At 65.6% G+C, this 16,889-nt stretch carries 13 protein-coding genes and 1 pseudogene; 4 read left to right on the top strand and 10 right to left on the bottom strand.

Annotation, left to right across the window (positions count from 1 at the left end; all coding sequences use genetic code 11):
* The first annotated feature begins 190 nt into the window (after positions 1-190).
* Genes V7778_RS09220 through V7778_RS09210 form a run of 3 tightly spaced genes read left to right on the top strand, consistent with a single transcriptional unit; the run spans position 191 to position 2,789 of the window.
* Complete coding sequence (locus V7778_RS09220; protein ID WP_335554236.1) at positions 191-1,126, top strand: PfkB family carbohydrate kinase; 936 nt, start codon at positions 191-193, stop codon at positions 1,124-1,126.
* Complete coding sequence (locus V7778_RS09215; RefSeq protein ID WP_335554233.1) at positions 1,123-2,487, top strand: MFS transporter; 1,365 nt, start codon at positions 1,123-1,125, stop codon at positions 2,485-2,487. Before V7778_RS09220 ends, V7778_RS09215 begins: the two co-directional genes overlap by 4 nt.
* 17 nt (positions 2,488-2,504) lie before the next feature.
* Complete coding sequence (locus tag V7778_RS09210; RefSeq protein WP_335554230.1) at positions 2,505-2,789, top strand: MbcA/ParS/Xre antitoxin family protein; 285 nt, start codon at positions 2,505-2,507, stop codon at positions 2,787-2,789.
* A gap of 120 nt (positions 2,790-2,909) precedes the next feature.
* Here the strand turns inward: V7778_RS09210 and V7778_RS09205 are convergent.
* The 6 genes and pseudogenes from V7778_RS09205 to V7778_RS09180 all read right to left on the bottom strand — a co-directional run.
* Positions 2,910-3,242: pseudogene (locus tag V7778_RS09205) on the bottom strand (DUF3147 family protein); the annotation flags it as partial.
* Between the two features lie 82 nt (positions 3,243-3,324).
* The gene (locus V7778_RS09200) at positions 3,325-3,699 is read right to left on the bottom strand and encodes a hypothetical protein (protein WP_335554227.1); all 375 of its coding nucleotides are present in this window, start codon (positions 3,697-3,699) and stop codon (positions 3,325-3,327) included.
* Positions 3,700-3,770: 71 nt separating this feature from the next.
* Positions 3,771-6,869 carry an efflux RND transporter permease subunit gene (locus V7778_RS09195; protein ID WP_335554224.1) on the bottom strand — a complete coding sequence of 1,033 codons (3,099 nt, stop codon included), beginning with the start codon at positions 6,867-6,869 and terminating at the stop codon, positions 3,771-3,773.
* 19 nt (positions 6,870-6,888) lie between these two features.
* A complete protein-coding gene (locus V7778_RS09190) occupies positions 6,889-8,004 on the bottom strand; it encodes an efflux RND transporter periplasmic adaptor subunit (RefSeq protein WP_335554221.1) in 1,116 nt (371 codons plus the stop codon).
* 2 nt (positions 8,005-8,006) lie between these two features.
* Positions 8,007-8,561, bottom strand: a complete 555-nt coding sequence (locus tag V7778_RS09185; protein ID WP_335554218.1) for a hypothetical protein — start codon at positions 8,559-8,561, stop codon at positions 8,007-8,009.
* Positions 8,558-9,784: a TolC family protein gene (locus tag V7778_RS09180; RefSeq protein WP_335554215.1), complete on the bottom strand. Its 1,227-nt coding sequence runs from the start codon at positions 9,782-9,784 to the stop codon at positions 8,558-8,560. Before V7778_RS09180 ends, V7778_RS09185 begins: the two co-directional genes overlap by 4 nt.
* 270 nt (positions 9,785-10,054) lie before the next feature.
* Here V7778_RS09180 and V7778_RS09175 point away from each other — a divergent pair, with 270 nt between their 5' ends.
* Positions 10,055-10,279, top strand: coding sequence for a hypothetical protein (locus V7778_RS09175; RefSeq protein WP_335554213.1), 225 nt, complete (start codon positions 10,055-10,057; stop codon positions 10,277-10,279).
* 265 nt (positions 10,280-10,544) lie between these two features.
* On the opposite strand, the gene V7778_RS09170 is transcribed toward V7778_RS09175, so the two are convergent.
* The 4 genes from V7778_RS09170 to V7778_RS09155 form a co-directional block, all read right to left on the bottom strand.
* A complete protein-coding gene (locus V7778_RS09170; RefSeq protein ID WP_335554210.1) occupies positions 10,545-11,780 on the bottom strand; it encodes a type II secretion system F family protein in 1,236 nt (411 codons plus the stop codon).
* Between the two features lie 7 nt (positions 11,781-11,787).
* Positions 11,788-13,512 carry a type IV-A pilus assembly ATPase PilB gene (gene pilB, locus V7778_RS09165; protein WP_335554207.1) on the bottom strand — a complete coding sequence of 575 codons (1,725 nt, stop codon included), beginning with the start codon at positions 13,510-13,512 and terminating at the stop codon, positions 11,788-11,790.
* 186 nt (positions 13,513-13,698) lie between these two features.
* Positions 13,699-14,994 (bottom strand): HlyC/CorC family transporter, encoded by a 1,296-nt coding sequence (locus tag V7778_RS09160; protein WP_335554205.1) that lies wholly within the window; start codon positions 14,992-14,994, stop codon positions 13,699-13,701.
* Positions 14,995-15,277: 283 nt separating this feature from the next.
* Complete coding sequence (locus V7778_RS09155) at positions 15,278-16,843, bottom strand: methyl-accepting chemotaxis protein (RefSeq protein ID WP_335554202.1); 1,566 nt, start codon at positions 16,841-16,843, stop codon at positions 15,278-15,280.
* Positions 16,844-16,889 lie beyond the last annotated feature (46 nt).

Here is a 16,889-nt window from a genome sequence, read left to right as displayed (position 1 = left end):
GCTGGCGCTGGCGCGCGGCGAGCGTTTCCTGGCCCTGTTCAATTTTTCCGAGCGTTGCCTGAAACAGCCGCTGGCGGCGCTGGGCGCCGGCGACTGGCCGGGATATCCTGAGGAACTGGAGCTGGCGCCCTGGAGCATGCGCTGGCTCGAGCGCTAGACTTTATTTGCCGACACGATAAGAACGAGAACCATGAGACAAGACAGCACAAGCATCGCCGTGTTCGGCGAAGCGCTGGTCGACGACTTCGGCGCCAGCCAGGTCGTCGGCGGCGCACCATTCAACGTCGCGCGCCACCTGGCCGCGTTCGGGGCGGCGCCGCTGATGCTGACCCGCATCGGCGCCGACGCCAACGGCGCCGCGGTGCGCGCGCAGGCGGCGCGCTTCGGCATGCGCGAAGACGGCATCCAGGTGGACGCGCTGCGCCCCACCGGCCGCGTGCTGGTGGAGCAGGAGGGCGGGACGCACCGCTTCACGATCCTGCCAGAGCAGGCCTATGACCATATCGATGCCGGAGCGCTGCTGGCCAGCCTGCGCGCCTGCACGCCCGCCATGCTGTATTTCGGCACCCTGGCGCAGCGCGGCCCGGTGTCGCAGGCCGCCCTCGGCAGCCTGCTGGCCGCCAGCGCGGCGCCGCGCTTTCTCGACCTCAACCTGCGCAGTGGGCAGGTGAGCGCCGAGCGGGTGCTGGCCTCGATGCGCGAGGCCGACATCCTCAAGCTCAACGACGAGGAACTGCTGTGGGTGCTTGCCGCACTCGGCCGCGCCGGCATGAACCCTGATGAAGCGGCGCCCGCCTGCGCCGACCTGATCGCCGAATTCAGCCTGGGCGGCGTGGTGCTCACGCTAGGGGCGCGAGGCGCCGCCTGGTTCGGCGCCGATGGCGAGCGTCTCGAGGCCGCTCCCGCCGCCTGTCCCGCCCTGGTCGACACCGTCGGCGCGGGCGACGCCTTCTCGGCCGTGTTTCTGCTGGGCCGCCTGCGCGGCTGGGAGCTGGCCGCGACGCTGGCGCGGGCGAATGCCTTCGCCGCCGCGATCTGCGCAATCCGTGGCGCGGTGCCGGCCGATCCCGCCTGGTACGCGCCGTGGCGAGCGGAGTGGCTCCGCCCCGAGGAGAACGTGGCATGACCCATCAGCCCCGCCTGTCGTTCTGGCAGATCGTCAATATGAATGTCGGCTTCTTCGGCATCCAGTTCAGCTTCGGGCTCCAGCAGAGCAGCATGAGCCCGATCTACAAATACCTGGGCGCGGACGAGGCCAGCCTGCCGCTGCTGTGGCTGGCCGGCCCGGTCACCGGCCTGGTGGTCCAGCCCATCGTCGGCGCCATGAGCGACCGCACCGTCACCCGCTGGGGACGGCGCACGCCTTATTTCCTGGTCGGCGCGCTGCTGTGCAGCCTGGGCCTGCTGGCCATGCCGTTCAGCCCCACGCTGTGGATGGCCGCCAGCCTGCTGTGGATCCTGGACGCCGCCAACAACGTGACCATGGAGCCCTACCGCGCCTTCGTGAGCGACAAGCTGGCGCCGCCCCAGCATTCGCTGGGCTTCCTGACCCAGAGCGCGTTCACGGGACTGGGCCAGACCCTGGCCTACCTGACACCCTCGCTGCTGGTGTGGTTCGGGATGGACAAGGATGCGACCAACGACAGCCACATCCCGCAGGTGGTGGTGGCCGCCTTCATGATCGGCGCCCTCATGTCGATCGCGAGCGTGCTGTGGTCGGTCAAGACCAGCCCCGAATTGCCGCTCGATGAAGCGGCGCTGGCGCGCATGCGCGCCCAGCGTCCCGGCGTCAAGACCGTGCTGGCCGACATCGTCCTGGCCTTGCGCGAGATGCCGGACCCGATGCGCCGCCTGGCCTTGATGAAGCTGTTCCAGTGGTATGCGATGTTCTGCTACTGGCAGTACATCATGCTGTCGCTGGCGCAGACCCTGTATGGCACGACCGACCCGGCCAGCCAGGGCTTCCGCGACGCCAACCTGCTGAACGGGCAGGTCGGCGCCTTCTATAACTTCATCGCCTTCATCGCCGCGTTCGCGCTGGTGCCGTTCACGCGCCGCTTCGGCGCCAGGCGCATGCACAGCGCGTGCCTGGGCCTGGCCGGGCTCTGCATGCTGTCGATTCCGATGATCCGCGAGCCGGCGCTGCTGTTCCTGCCGATGATCGGTATCGGAATGGCCTGGGCCAGCATCATGGGCAATCCTTATGTGATGCTGGCCGGCTGCATTCCGCCCGAGCGCACCGGGATCTACATGGGCATCTTCAACATGTTCATCGTGATCCCGATGATCATCCAGATCCTGACCCTGCCGCTGTACTACGAGGCCGGGCTGGGCGGCAACCCGGAGAACGTGATCCGGCTGGCGGGCGCGCTGATGCTGTGCGCGGCGCTGGCGGTGCTGTGGGTCAAGCTCAAGCCGGCGCCGCCGGCCGGCCTGCAGCAGGCGCCCGGTGCGGGAGACGGCATCAGGCCGCCGAATCCGGCCTGAAGACGATTGGCGCGGGTATGATGTCTTTTTTTTCGATCGAGGACAGCATGGCGAACGACGAACGACTCCATCCCGACGCCATGGCCGCCTTGCGCGCGCGCTTCGAACAGCAGTCGCGCAAGGCCCAGGCGTATTACACGGTAATGCACGAAGTGCGCGCCATCGTGGGCACGGACGATGCCGCCAATGACTGGATGAACCGGGTGCTGCCTGCGCTCGGCGGCAAGACGCCGGCGCAGCTGGTGGGCGAAGGGCGCGAAGCCGAGGTGCGGGAGTACCTGAAGTCCTTGAAGGCCCGCTGATGCGAGGCGGCCGCGCCGAAAGGCGCTGCGCGGTAGTGGAACTCGCCACATCTCGCAGTAGCGCCCTTGGATCCACGCCGAGCCGCGGCCGAAGTACGAGACTTTAAAAAGAGTAATGCCGAAACGTTTCACCACTAGGGCAAACGCTCCAAAACAAGCCATCGTGATCAGTGCGCAGGAGCCGAGGGGCCACCAGAACCCGAAACGGTTCAGCAGCCACGGAAACCCCAGAAACATCGGCAGGGTCGGCACCACATACCAGAAGGTGTACCACGCATGATTGGCGAGCTTCGCTTCCGGCTGGTTTTCGATATGCAGCCATACCAGCGTCAGTAATGTGATCATCGGCATGGCTGCGACGAATCCGCCAAAGCGATCGCTCCGCTTCGCAAGCTCCGACACCAGCACGACGACCGCCGCGGTGAGCAGATACTTCGTGATAAGCCACTTCATCGTCTATCCCTCGGTTCGCTATGCATGGAACCTCGACCCAGGATGTTTTCGATGACCGCGAGAGCAGCCACCGAATCCGCGCCTACTTGATGGAGAAGCGGACGCTGACGGTCTTCTTGTTCGCGAACGTGATGGCGGCGACTGCCTTGCTGCCCGGGCTCAGCTTGTGGTCGCCCTTGACGGTCAGCGTGTTGTTTCCGCCTGCTTCCAGCGGAAGTTCGCTCTTTTGCGTGCCTTTCAACACGGTGAGAGAACCGGTTGCGCCTGCGGTCGGCAGGTCCCTGCCGTGGTCGTCGACATAAATCGTCGTGGCGCCGTCTTTCGCCACCAACTCGAACGACAGGTCCCCGGCGCTTTGCACGATGCCACCGTGCTTGGCCTTGGCGCCGTGCGCTAGGACATTACCCGACAGGGCGACACCAGCCGCGAGGGCTGCAACTGCGAAGAACTTTTTCATTGCAATGCTCCAGAAAACTGTGGCGGCAAAAAAATGGGCGCCGCCACTCGGCCCAGGGTTTCACGCTAAGCTCAATAGGCGTCGCCGCCTTTTTCAGCCAGCAAGCGCTCCAGCGGCCGGCGGCCGACCTTCCAGAAGATGAGCGGCGTGAGCAGCGAATCGAGCAGCGTGGAACTGATCAGCCCCCCGAAAATCACCACCGCCACCGGATGCAGGATTTCCTTGCCCGGTGCATCGGCTGCCAGCAGCAGCGGCATGAGCGCAAAGGCGGCGACGAGTGCGGTCATCAGGACCGGCGTCAGGCGTTCGATAGAACCGCGCACGATCATCGGCCAGCCAAAGCGCTCGCCCTCGAACTTGCAAAGATTGATGTAGTGGCTCACCTTGAGGATACCGTTGCGGGTCGCGATGCCTGCCAGGGTAATGAAGCCGACCATGGAGGCGACCGACAGCGGCACGCCTGCGATCCACATGGCGGCCACACTGCCAACCAGGGCGAACGGAATATTGCCCATGATGACCAGGGCGAGCGTCGACGACCGGTAGCGCGAATACAGCACCAGGAAGATCAGTGCCAGCGAGGCGAGCGACAGGCCGGCAATGAGCTGCTGCGCATGTTCCTGGGCCTGGAACTGGCCTTCGACGCTGACGAAGTAGCCGTCCGGGAGCTGGGAGGCGGCGACCGTCCTGCGCACGTCGTCGATAATGCGGGACATGTTCGAGCCATCCGTGTTCGCGTACACGACGATGCGCCGGCGTCCGTTCTCGCGGCCGATCTGGTTCGGCCCGTCGCCTTCTTCGACCGTGGCAACGCTTGATAAAGGGATGTGTCCCGCGGGGGTGTCGAGCATGACCCGCGCCAGGTCCTGCGGCGAGCGGTCGATGTCGGACAGGCGCACGACCAGGTCAAAACGCCGCGCGCCGTCGATGACCTGGGTCACGCGCGTGCCTTCGGCCAGCGCCTGCAGCGCCTGCAGCACGTCGCCGGCTGCCAGGCCATGCTGCGCGGCCTTGCGGTAATCGATGCGCAGCTTGATCTGCGGGATCAGCACTTGCCGCTCGACCGACAGGTCGACCAGGCCCGGTACTGCGCGCAGGCGTCCCTGCAGTCCGTCGGCCAGGCCGCGCAGGGTGTCGATGTCGTCGCCATAGATCTTCAGGGCGATCTGCGCGCGTACGCCTGAGAGCAGGTGATCGAGCCGGTGCGAGATCGGCTGGCCGATCGCGATCGAGGCCGGGATCACCGAGAGCTGGCCGCGGATGCTCGCCATGATTTCTTCGCGCGAGCGCTCGGATGGCTTCAAGTCGACGTCGATCTCGGACGAGTGCACGCCCTCGGCATGTTCATCGAGTTCGGCGCGGCCGGTGCGACGCCCGACCTTCGTCACTTCCGGCACCTGGGCGATCAGCGTTTCGGCCAGCGCGCCCACGCGGTTCGCCTCGGACAGCGAGGTGCCCGGCGTGAAGGTCATGCCCATCACCAGCGAGCCTTCGTTGAAGGCGGGCAGGAAGGCGCGAGGAAAGAAGGGCACGGATGCCGCCGCCGCGATGACCACGATCAAGGCTGCCGCCAGCAGGCCGCGGATATGGGAAAACGACCAGGCCAGCGCCGCGGTATCCCAGGCTTTCAGACGGCGCACGATCGGACTGTCGCCACGGTGCAGCCGCTTCATTGTCGGCAGCAGGTAGTAGGCCAGGGCCGGGGTCACGGTCATGGACACCAGCATCGACGCCAGGATCGAGGCGATGTACGCGATACCCAGCGGCGCGAACAGCCGGCCCTCGATGCCGGGCAAGGCGAACAGGGGGACGAACACGAGCACCACGATCACGGTGGCGTAGACGATGCCGGAACGCACCTCGACCGAGGCCTGCCAGATCGTTTCCAGCACGGACTGGCGGTTCGCGCCGCGCTGCTTGAGCCTGCGCACGATGTTCTCCACGTCCACCACCGCATCGTCGACCAGCTCGCCGATCGCGATCGCCAGGCCGCCCAGCGTCATCACGTTGATCGATTGCCCCAGCAGGTGGAATGCGAGCGCCGTTACCGCCAGCGAGAGCGGAATGGCAACCAGCGAAATGATCGTCGTACGGGCACTGAGCAGGAAAGCGAACAGCACGATGGCGACCAGGATGGCGCCGTCGCGCAGGGCGTCGACGACATTGCCGATGGAGTTGTCGATGAAGTTCGCCTGGCGGAACAGCACCACCGGCTGCGAGATGCCGGCGGGCAGACCCTGCTTGAGCTCGGCCAGCGCGGTCTCGATGTCGCGCGTCAGGCGTACCGTGTCGCCGGCGGGCTGCTTCTGGACGCTGACGATCACCGCCGGCTTGCCGTTCAGGCCGGCGTCGCCGCGCTTGAATGCGGGCGCATAGCGTACTGTGGCGACCTGTTCAAGCAGGACAGGCGTGCCGTTGCGGTACGCCACGGCCAGGCCCTGGATGTCTTCCAGCCGATTCGTGCGGCCCAGGTTGCGGATCAGGTACTCGCGGTTATTCAGGTCGACGAAACCGCCGCTGGTATTGGCGGCAAATCCGCGCAATGCCGCCGTCACCTGTTCCAGCGACACCTTGAACTGCGCCATCCGCGCCGTATCCGGCTCGACCCGCAGCTGGCGGACCTCGCCTCCGATCGGAATGACTTGGGATACGCCGGGAATCGACAGCAGGCGCGGACGCAGCACGAAGTCCGCGTACTCGCGCGCCTTCATCGGATCGGTCCTGGCGACGTCGATCGGTAGTGCGATCAGCATGATCTCGCCCATGATCGAAGACACGGGTCCCATCGCTGGCGATATGCTGCCGGGAAGTTGTTCCTTGACCAAGGTGATCCGCTCCGACACGAGCTGCCGGTTGCGGTAGATATCGGTTCCCCAGTCGAACTCGGCGTACACGATCGACAGGCCGACGCCCGAGGCCGAGCGTACCCGTGTCACCCCGGGCATGCCGTTGAGCGAGGTCTCGATCGGGAATGACACCAGCTGCTCTACCTCTTCGGGGGCCATGCCGCCGGCTTCGGTCAGGACAGTGACGACTGGCTTGTTTAGATCCGGAAAGACATCGACCGGAGTGCGCCATGCGGTCATGGCGCCGTAAACCATCAGCATCAGCGCCGCCGCCAGGACGAACAGGCGATTGCGCAGGCTGAAGCGAACGATTGAATCAAACATGCATGGTCACCTGGTCTGCTTATCTGATTTGATTAATCAGGGAGGTTCCGATGACCACGACCCTGTTGTCGGGGCTGAGCCCTTTGGTGACGATGACGGTGCGGGCATCGAGGGCGGTGGCCTCGACGGGCAGGGGGATGAAGCGCTGGGCGCCGGACTTGATCCAGACCACCGTTACGTTGGCCGGGTTGCGGGCCAGTGCCGCCGCCGGGAGGGCGATGCCCTTGATCTTGGTATCGAGCCTGGCCAGGACGGTGACCGGCTGACCCACGGCCAGGTCGAGTGCGGCGCTGCGCGCACGGAAATGGATAGGCACGGCGCCGTCGCGCAGGGTGCGCCCGCCGCCGAGCAGCGTCAGTTCCACATCGGGTACGTCAAGGAGGCTTGCTGCGCTGATCTTGCGGGCAATACCCGCGTCCGGGGACAAGGCTTCGATCACCATGCGTTGCGGATCGACGATCTCGAACAGCACATCGCGCGACTCGACAATCTGGCCATTCAGCACCGATGCACTGGCAATGATGCCGCTGGCAGGGGCGATGATCGCCTCGCTACCGCCGATCGAAGCCGCGACAGCGCGCTCCTGGCCAATGGTGGCGGCCAGTTCAGCCTGGGCAGCTTCGATTTCCTTGGCAGGCACCACGCCTTCGAGCGAGGCGAGGCGTTCTACCCGTTTTGCCAGAAGGCCGCGGTTCGCCCGCAATTCAGCGAGCTGCGCTGCCTGGTTGCCACGCTCGATGGCGGCGCCTGTTGGCCGCAGCCTTGCCAGGACCTGGCCTTTGACCACGCGCTGGCCAGCGACCGGAAGGCCATTCGGCCCCGGCGCAATCTGTCCGGAAAAAGGGGCCTGCACCCGGCCACCGGCGTTCGGGTCGATGCTGGCCCGGCCGTTCATCGCGACGGTGCGTGCATATTCGCCTTCCTTGGCCATGAGCGTGCGCACGCCCATGCGGCGTTGCGCCAGCTTGGGGACATTGACGCTGCCATCGGGCAGGCGCGCCAGGCCGCCGACGGTGGCAGTTGCTTGGTCGTCGAGATGCTCGCCGTTCGGGCCGTGCGCGCCGGGCGAGGCGAATAGGGATGTCGCAAACATGCCGGCGGCAAGGCCGGCAACAATTCCTTGGATCATTTTCATTATCAAACTTCCTTGCGTCGACGCCGGCGGCGCACGACGAATACGGCAGCACCCACCACGGCGGCAGCTGCGCCCGCCGCCAGCCAGCGGCGGCCGAGGGGGTGCCCATGTCCATGGTCATCGGCAGCTTGGGTGACGGTCAGCGTTCCTTCCAGCAGATCGGACTCGTCGCCTGCGATCAGTGTGAACAGCAATGCATGCGTGCCTGGTTTGGAAATCGCCGCAAGGAAGGCCGGATCGTCGATGGCGTAGTCGCCGAGATCGGCATGGAATGTCGCTTTTGCCTTGAGGTCTTTGTACTGAACCTCGAGTGCGCCGTTCAGTACCGGTTCGTTCGTTTCGTAGCGGTCGATCAGGATCGACAGTTCGCCACCGGAAAGGTGACCGAGCAGCTCGAACGCTTCGGTAAAAGTTTCGATGCGTGGTACCGCCGAGGCGGCGCCGCTGGTGGTGGACTGACCATCGAGGTGTTCACCGTTCGGCCCATGGGCGCCGGGGCTGGCGAATGCCGGCGACATGGCGAGCATGGCGGCAAATAACAGGTTCAGATATTTCATGGAAGAATTCCTAAGGCCTGGTTGAATTGGGCATGCGCGAGCCCGAGTGCTACTTTTTGCTGGGCCACGCCGACGTCGGCCTCGTGGGTGAGGGCGCGCGAACGAAGCAGTTCGGTAAGCCCACGCTCACCGGCGCGAAACGCCTTCTCGAATAACGCGGTGTGCTCGTGCAGGGCGCGTGCGCGTGCGGTGGCGGTCTCCAGCGCGGTGCGGGCGTTCGCAAGCCGTTCCTTCGCGATCTCGACATCGGCGTCGAGGTTAGCTTGCACTTCGGCCGCCTCCGCCGCTGCCGTCGCGATCACGGTGTGCGCCTGGGCTTCGACCGTACGGTTGCGGGCGGCGGTCCCGAGCGGGATCTGGAGTGCGACACCGATGCTGTTGACGGGCTCGCGCAGCAGTCTTTCGTCTTCCCGCCGAACCGACAAGGCAATCGTGGGCGGCGCCGAGCGGGTGGCTGCGGCTAGGCGCAAGGCGGCGCGTGCGCGCTGTTCGGAGGCCCGTGAGGCTGCCAGGCGTGGATTGCTTGACGCAGCCGCAGCGTGGAGGGGCTCTGGCTCGAGTTCCGGCAGGATCGAGAGGCCCGTTGTAACCCGGTAGCGCGCGAGTGCTTCGGCCGCCGCCGTGCGCGCGTTCGTCACTTCGATCCGGGCAGCCAGGACTTCCTGCTGCGCGAGCAGTCCATCGCTACGCGCCAGGTCGCCAGCCTTGACGCGCCGCTGTACCTCGTCACGGAGGCCCTCGAGATGGTGCAAGTGATCCTGCTTTTCCTCCAGCCTGACCTGGGCGGCGGCGGCTTCCCACATGCGATTGCGCACCAGGCCGGCAACGGCCAGCCGCGTCGCTTCGGTGTGCGCGGTAAGCTCGTCAGTGCTGCGTGCAGCGAGTGCTGCGCGGGCGCTCTTCTGGCTTGGCAGCCATATCGACGAAGCCAGCGAGATCTCCGATTCGCGCTGGTCGCGCTCCGGCGCGCCCCGGTCTGTCCGCTGGGACAAGCCAAGCGTCGGGTTGGAAGCGAGCCAGGAACGGGCATTGTCGCGCGCTGCAAGCACTTCGTCCTGCCGGGCTTCGAGCGTACGCGCCGCGGGCGCGCGCCGCCACGCACTCTCGACGGCTTGTTGTAAGGTGGCGCCGGTCGCAGCCGGCGTGGGCGGTGCTGCAAGGACCCGGCATGGCAGGGCCAGGACAGCACCGATAAGGTAAAGGGACAGGCGGCAGGTGCGCATGTGTTCTCCATCGGATGACATTCGAATCACCGAGGGCGAGCACGTCGGCGCGACACAGGTCGCGCTTGAATCGATCGATTACGCGTGCAGCGCGCCCCCGGCAGCAAGGCCGAGGGCGAAAGCAGGAGGTCTGTGGGGTCCGTCGAGGAAGGGTTCGGGAACCGCATTGGCAAGGTAGGCCCCGGACTCGGACACTGCCTGTTCCGGCGGGACCGTCAGGCGTGGGAGGCCGAAGCCTGCCGGCTGCGAGGGGGAAGAGTGTTCCTGTGCATGATCGAGGGACGCATCGGATTCGTCATAGTGGACGGACCCGTCCTCTTCGTGATGGTGGTGGATGCCCTTGTCATGCTCGAGCTCGTGAACCAGCGAGGCCGTACCGGCAACAGGCGGAAGGCCGCCTTGCATGGCGAAACCATACAAAGGCAAGCACAACAGCAGGAGGAGATGGACAATCCGGCGCAAGAGTATCACCAAGCAAGTTTCGCGAAATTATAGCAGTTGCCCTTGCCGCGATCGCCAGGATATGTGTCAATTCTTTCGCATTTTGCAAACTGAACACATCGAGGACGGTGCTTCTCTGCATGAAAGGGGTGGCTGACGCTGACCCGCGCCAGGAAGTGTCTCATTTCGCCAATGCAGATCATTGGGACGGTTTGCCCTTGCCTGCCCAGGCACGGCAAGCGGCACTCGCCCTACCCCCTATAGAGGTAAAGCGAGTGCGAACTCACTTCGAGGTATTCCGAGAACCGGCATAAGCCGATCAAACCACCGAACCCAGCTTGAAGATCGGCAGATACATCGCCACCACCAGGCCGCCGATCAGCACGCCCAGGATCACCATGATCAGGGGTTCCATCAGCGAGGACAGGGCGGCGACCGCCTCGTCCACCTCGGCTTCGAAGAAGTCTGCGACCTTGCCCAGCATGGCGTCGAGCGAACCCGATTCCTCGCCGATCTGGACCATCTGGGTCACCAGGTTGGGGAAGACGTCGGCGTTCTGCATCGCCATGGTCAGGCTGGTGCCGGTGCTGACTTCGGTCTGGATCTTGCGCGTCGCGTCCAGGTAGACCGCGTTGCCCGAGGCGCCGCCGACCGAGTCGAGCGCTTCGACCAGGGGCACGCCGGCGGCGAACATGGTCGCCAGGGTGCGGGTCCAGCGCGCGATGGTGGCCTTGCGGATCACCGGGCCGAAGATCGGCAGGCGCAGCAGGATCCGGTCCATGGCCTGCTGCATCTTGAGCGAGCGCCGCCAGGCCTGGAAGAAGAAATAGATGCTGCCGAAGATGCCGCCGAAGATCAGGTACCACCAGGAGACGAAGAATTCCGAGATCGCCATCACCATCAGGGTCGGCGCCGGGAGGTCGGCGCCGAAGCTCTGGAACACCTGCTTGAAGGCAGGCACCACCCAGATCATGATCACGGCGGTGACCACGAAGGCGATCGCCAGGATCGCGATCGGGTAGGTCAGGGCCGACTTGATCTTGCTCTTCAGGGCCAGCGTCTTTTCCTTGTAGATCGCCAGGCGCGTCAAGAGGTCTTCCAGGATACCGGCCTGTTCGCCCGCGCCCACCAGGTTGCAGAACAGCGGGTCGAAATACACCGGGTACTTGCGGAAGGCGTTGTTCAGGCTGGTGCCGGTCTCGACGTCGGCGCGCAGGTCCAGGATCAGCTTGGACATGGACGGGTTGCCGTGGCCCTTGCCGACGATGTCGAAGGATTGCAGCAGCGGCACGCCGGCCTTCATCATGGTCGCCAGCTGGCGCGTGAACATGGTGAGGTCCTTGTCGGTGATCTTCTTGCCGCTGCGGTAGACCTTTTTCTTGACCTTGGTGACCATGATGCCCTGGCGGCGCAGGGTCACGTTGACGATCGCCTCGCCGCCGGCGCGCAGCTCGCCGCGTACCGTCTTGCCGGTCTTGTCCTTGCCTTCCCAGGCGTAGACCTGTTCCTTGACCTGGGCGCCGGCGCGGCTGCGGGTGGGTGCGGAAGTTGCCATATCGTTCCTATTCATTGGTGCAGCCGAGCACTTCCTCGAGGCTGGTCAGTCCTTGTTTCACTTTCATCAGGCCCGAGCGGCGCAGCGAATTCACGCCTTCCTTCTCGGCCTGCTCGGCGATCTGCATCGCGTTGCCGTTCGCCAGGATCAGCGCCTCGATGGCCGGGGAGATCGGCATGATCTGGTAGATGCCGACCCGGCCCTTGTAGCCGGAACCCAGGCAGCGGTCGCAGCCGACCGGGCCGTAGGGTTTCCAGGCGCCGTCCAGGTCGTGCTCGCGGTAGCCCGCCGCCAGCAGGGCGTCGTGGCCGATCTCGATCGGCTGCTTGCAGGTGCACAGGCGGCGCGCCAGGCGCTGCGCGGTAATCAGGATCACCGACGAGGCGATATTGAAGGGCGCCACGCCCATGTTCATCAGGCGGGTCAGCGTCGAAGGCGCATCGTTGGTGTGCAGGGTCGAGAACACCATGTGGCCGGTCTGCGCGGCCTTGATCGCGATGTCGGCGGTCTCCAGGTCGCGGATCTCGCCGACCATGATGATGTCCGGATCCTGGCGCAGGAAGGACTTCAGGGCCACCGGGAAGGTCAGGCCGGCCTTGTCGTTGACGTTGACCTGGTTCACGCCGGGCAGGTTGATCTCGGCCGGGTCTTCCGCGGTCGAGATGTTGATGCCGGGCTTGTTCAGCAGGTTCAGGCAGCTGTACAGCGACACGGTCTTGCCGGAACCGGTCGGGCCGGTGACCAGCACCATGCCGTAGGGACGGGTGATGGCGTCCAGCAGTAGCGCCTTCTGGTCCGGATCGTAGCCGAGCGCGTCGATGCCCATCTGCGCCTGGGTGGCGTCGAGGATACGCATGACCGTCTTCTCGCCGAACAGGGTGGGCAGGGTGCTGACGCGGAAGTCGATGGTGCGGGTCGGCGACAGGATCAGGCGCATGCGGCCGTCCTGGGGCACGCGCTTTTCGGCGATGTCCAGGCGCGCCAGCACCTTGATGCGCGACACCAGCTTTTCGCGGATCGACAGCGGCGGCGTGGCGTGGTCGCGCAGCACCCCGTCCACGCGCAGGCGGATCCGGTAGAATTTTTCAAACGGCTCGAAGTGGATGTCCGAGGCGCCCATTTGCACCGCGTCCATCAGGATCTTGTTCAGGAAGCGCACGATCGGCGCGTCCTCGACCTCGTTGGCGGTATCGACCGCCGCCACCGGCGCATCTTCTTCCGCGAACTCGATGTCGGCGTCCTCGCCGGCCAGTTCGTTCAGGCTCTGCTCGGCGCTCTTGGACAGGCTGGCAAGCAGGGCCAGCAGGGCGTCGTGGGGCACGATCACCGGCTCGACCGAGGCTTCGCTCTGGAACTTGATCTGGTCCAGGGCCTGGCTGTTGGTCGGGTCGGACAGGGCTACCGACATCTTGTTGCCGCGCTTGGCCAGGGCGATCACGCGCTGCGCCTGCATCAGCTTGCCGTCGATGGCGGTGGCCGGCAGCGATTCAAGCGCGAAGGCCGACAGGTCGAACAGGGGATAGCCGAAGGTTTCGGAACAGAACACGGCCAGCGCGCCGGCGTCGATCGCGCCGCTGGCGAGCAGGGCGTCGATGAAGGCGGTCTTGTCGGCGGCCGATTTCTTTTGCAGGGCATCCGCCTGGGCCATGCTCAGGCGGCCCGCCTGGACCAGCGCGCGCGCCAGCCCCGACAGCGTCGTGCCTGTGGTCGTATTGGGGAGGACTGCTGCCATAGGGAACCGTGCGGAGCCGTGGTTTTAGGGGATGCAACTAGGACGCCGGGCGCGCGTGACCCACCGGCGGACCCTCTGGATGATGCCTACAGGCATCAAATTTGTAAAGCATTTGCTGTGCATAAGATGCGTCCGCGCCACGTAGACGAAATGGCACCGACGCAGCCGCGCCGGGGGCAGGATCGCTCAGAAAGGGAGCAGGCGTCTTGACGCGGCGGGGCGCAGCAGCTTGACGACCTTGATGGCCTGGTTCTGCACCTGCACCACTTCGATCACGCAGGGCCCGATCCTGAGCGAGATCGGCGCTTCGGGAATGTCTTGCAACTGCTCCAGCAGCAGGCCGTTGATGGTCTTGGGTCCGTCCAGGGGCAGGGACAGGCCGAGCTGCTTGTTGATGTCGCGCAGCGGGGTGCTGCCTTCGAGCAGGCATTCGCCCTTGGCGTTCCAGCCGACCGCGTCGCGCGCGCCGCCCGGCATCGAGGTGGTGAAGTTGCCGATCATTTCCTCGATGATGTCGTCGAGGGTGACCAGGCCCTGCACCTCGCCATACTCGTCGACGATGATGCCCATGCGCTCGCGCTGTTCCTGGAACTGCTGCAGCTGGTCGAGGGCCCCGGTGTCCTGCGGGATGAAATAGGGTTCGACCAGCAGTTCGCGCAGGTGGTCCTTGCTCAGTTCGTCGGGTTCGCGCAGCAGGCCGACGGCCTTGCGCACGTGCAGGATGCCGACGATGCGGTTGATCTCGCCCTCGAAGACCGGCAGCTTGTTGTGGTAGCAGGTGGTCAGTTCGTCAAGGATGACGGCGATCGGCGCGGCCAGGTTCAGGGCTTCGATCTGGGGGCGCGGGGTCATGATGTCGTCGACCGTGACCGATTCCAGGTCGAACAGGTTGAGCAGGATGCTGCGGTGCTTTTGCGGCACGAAGTTGCCGCTCTCCAGCACGATCGAACGCAGTTCCTCGGGCGACAGCCGGTTCTGGGGCGCGTCGAGGCCGGTGCGGATGCGGAAGCAGCGCAGCAGGGCGCGCACGAACAGGTTGACGAAGCCCACCACCGGCTTGGCGAGGCGCAGCAAGGCCTGCAGCGGCAGGCTGGTGGCCATGGCGATCGGTTCCGGATAGGTGGCGCCCACGGTCTTGGGCGCCACTTCGGCGAACACGATCAGCAGGAAGGCAATGAGCGCGGCGGCGGCCGCGATCACGCTTTCCTCGTCGCCATACATGTCGATCGCGACCACCGTGACCAGGGCGGCGGCCAGGGCGTTCAGCAGGATGTTGGCGATCAGGACCAGCGACAGGAAGCGGTCGGTGCGCGCCAGCAGCCAGAGCGCCGTGACGGCGCCGCGGTTGCCGCGCTCGGCCAGGTGGCGCAGGCGATACTTGTTGGACGCCATCAGGGCCGTTTCGGCCATGGCGAAGAAGGCGGACAGCAGGATCAGGAGGGCGAGTGCGAGGACGAGCACCCAGAGGGGGATGGTATCCAAGGCTGGCTGGGGTAGCGGGCTGGGGAATTGATTTTAGGGCAAGAGGGGGAGGGGTGCAAGCGGGGGGAGGGCGCGGCGCGGTTGGGCGCGGTGGTGCGCGGGCGAACTTGGGTCCCCGCCTTCGCGGGGATGACGTCAATAAGAGCGGGTTGAATGTCACCTCAGCAGTTTTGGACACGCACGTAGAAACGTCATCCCCGCGAAGGCGGGGACCCAAGTTTGTTTGAGCAGCCCCAAAAACAAAAAAGCCGCCCAAAGGCGGCTTCCGGAAAAGACAAGCAACTTAGCGCAAGGCCAGCCGCTGCTTCCCCACATTCGACGACAGCACCGGCGTATCGCCCAGCTTGAACACCGACAGCGCTCCCGTCAGCTGCCCGGTCTGCTCGGTCAGCGATTCCGCCGCCGCCGAGGCTTCCTCGACCAGGGCCGAGTTCTGCTGGGTCATCTCGTCGATGCTGGTGATCGCGCGGCCGATGTCCTCGATGCCCGCGCTCTGGCGCGTGCCCGCGGCGCTGATCTCGGCCATGATGGTCTGGACCTTGCGCACCGATTCCACGATCTGGCCCATGGTCACGCCGGCTTCGTCCACCAGCGCGCTGCCGGCGTTTACCTTCGCCACCGAGTCGCCGATCAGTTCCTTGATCTCCTTGGCCGCCGCGGCGCTGCGCTGGGCCAGGTTGCGCACCTCGCCCGCCACCACCGCGAAACCGCGGCCCTGTTCGCCCGCACGCGCCGCTTCCACGGCGGCGTTCAGCGCCAGGATGTTGGTCTGGAAGGCGATGCCGTCGATCACCGAAATGATCTCGACGATCTTCTTGGCCGAGGTGTTGATGTCGCCCATGGTGTTCACCACGCCGCCGACCACCTGGCCGCCGCGGGTGGCGATGCTGGTCGCCGATTCCACCAGCGTATTCGCTTCGGTCGCGTTCATCGCGTTCTGACGCACGGCGCCGGTCAGCTCTTCCATCGCACGGGTGGTGCGGTCCAGGCTCGAGGCCTGCGATTCGGTGCGGCGCGCCAGGTCGGCGTTGCCGGTGGCGATCTCGCCGCTGGCGCTGGCGATGGTGTCGGCCGAGGTCTTGATCTCGGCCACCAGGGTCGCCAGGCGGGCGCGCATTTCCTTCAGCGCCACCAGCAGGCTGGCGTTGTCGCCGGCGTCCGTGCGGATTTCCATCGACAGGTCGCCCGCGGCGACCGCCTGGGCGATCTCGCGTGCATACTCGGGCTCGCCGCCCAGCTGCTGCCAGATGGTGCGCACCACGAACCACGACACCAGCGCCAGGCAGGCGATCACGATCAGCGCGGTGACGATCATCGCGCTCAATACCTTGTTGACGCTTTCCTTGCTGCTGGCGATACCCGCGGTGAACTGGCGCTTGGCCGCTTCGTTGGTGGCGGCCAGGTCCTTGTTGAGGATGGCCAGGGCCGCCTGCATCTTGCCGACGGCCGCCTGCGCGTCGCCCTGCTCCATTTCGAGCATGATGCGGGCCGACGACAGGGCGGGAGCGTAATAGGCGTCGAATTCCTTGCCCAGGCGCGTGAAGGTCTCGCGCTGGCCCGGGATCTGGCTGTATTTGTCGAGTTTGCCGCGCAGCTTGGCGGCATGTTCGCCGACTTCGGCGATTTTTTCCTTGTCGCCCTCGGCGACCGCGTCCTGCAGGCCGTCGGTAACGGCGGCCACGTCCAGGGACAAGGCCTTGGAGGCATCGAGCACCGGATAGTCCACGCTCTCGGTGGTGGTGATCGAATCCAGCGCGCCGGTCGCGATCATGGCGCTGGCGCCGGCCCCAAGGCCGAAAATAATGGCGGAAATGACGGGCAGTGCCCAGATCCTGCGCTTGATGCTCATGCTTGTCTCCAGAATGCGTGACCCGCCGACGGCCAGGAGAGGCCGC

Origin of the sequence: Massilia sp. DD77 (assembly GCF_036961685.1) — a bacterium.
In the GTDB taxonomy this organism is placed as follows: Bacteria; Pseudomonadota; Gammaproteobacteria; order Burkholderiales; family Burkholderiaceae_D; genus Telluria.
Note: the sequence above shows the minus strand (reverse complement) of the source record. Positions and strands in the feature narration are given on the sequence as shown.

Coding starts and splice junctions, on each gene's coding strand:
- V7778_RS09155 (WP_335554202.1), bottom strand. CDS start 16,843: ATGAGCATCAAGCGCAGGATCTGGGCACTGCCCGTCATTTCCGCCATT.
- V7778_RS09195 (WP_335554224.1), bottom strand. CDS start 6,869: ATGTTTGATTCAATCGTTCGCTTCAGCCTGCGCAATCGCCTGTTCGTC.
- pilB (WP_335554207.1), bottom strand. CDS start 13,512: ATGGCAGCAGTCCTCCCCAATACGACCACAGGCACGACGCTGTCGGGG.
- V7778_RS09170 (WP_335554210.1), bottom strand. CDS start 11,780: ATGGCAACTTCCGCACCCACCCGCAGCCGCGCCGGCGCCCAGGTCAAG.
- V7778_RS09215 (WP_335554233.1), top strand. CDS start 1,123: ATGACCCATCAGCCCCGCCTGTCGTTCTGGCAGATCGTCAATATGAAT.
- V7778_RS09185 (WP_335554218.1), bottom strand. CDS start 8,561: ATGAAATATCTGAACCTGTTATTTGCCGCCATGCTCGCCATGTCGCCG.
- V7778_RS09210 (WP_335554230.1), top strand. CDS start 2,505: ATGATGTCTTTTTTTTCGATCGAGGACAGCATGGCGAACGACGAACGA.
- V7778_RS09180 (WP_335554215.1), bottom strand. CDS start 9,784: ATGCGCACCTGCCGCCTGTCCCTTTACCTTATCGGTGCTGTCCTGGCC.
- V7778_RS09220 (WP_335554236.1), top strand. CDS start 191: ATGAGACAAGACAGCACAAGCATCGCCGTGTTCGGCGAAGCGCTGGTC.
- V7778_RS09175 (WP_335554213.1), top strand. CDS start 10,055: ATGATCGAGGGACGCATCGGATTCGTCATAGTGGACGGACCCGTCCTC.
- V7778_RS09190 (WP_335554221.1), bottom strand. CDS start 8,004: ATGAAAATGATCCAAGGAATTGTTGCCGGCCTTGCCGCCGGCATGTTT.
- V7778_RS09200 (WP_335554227.1), bottom strand. CDS start 3,699: ATGAAAAAGTTCTTCGCAGTTGCAGCCCTCGCGGCTGGTGTCGCCCTG.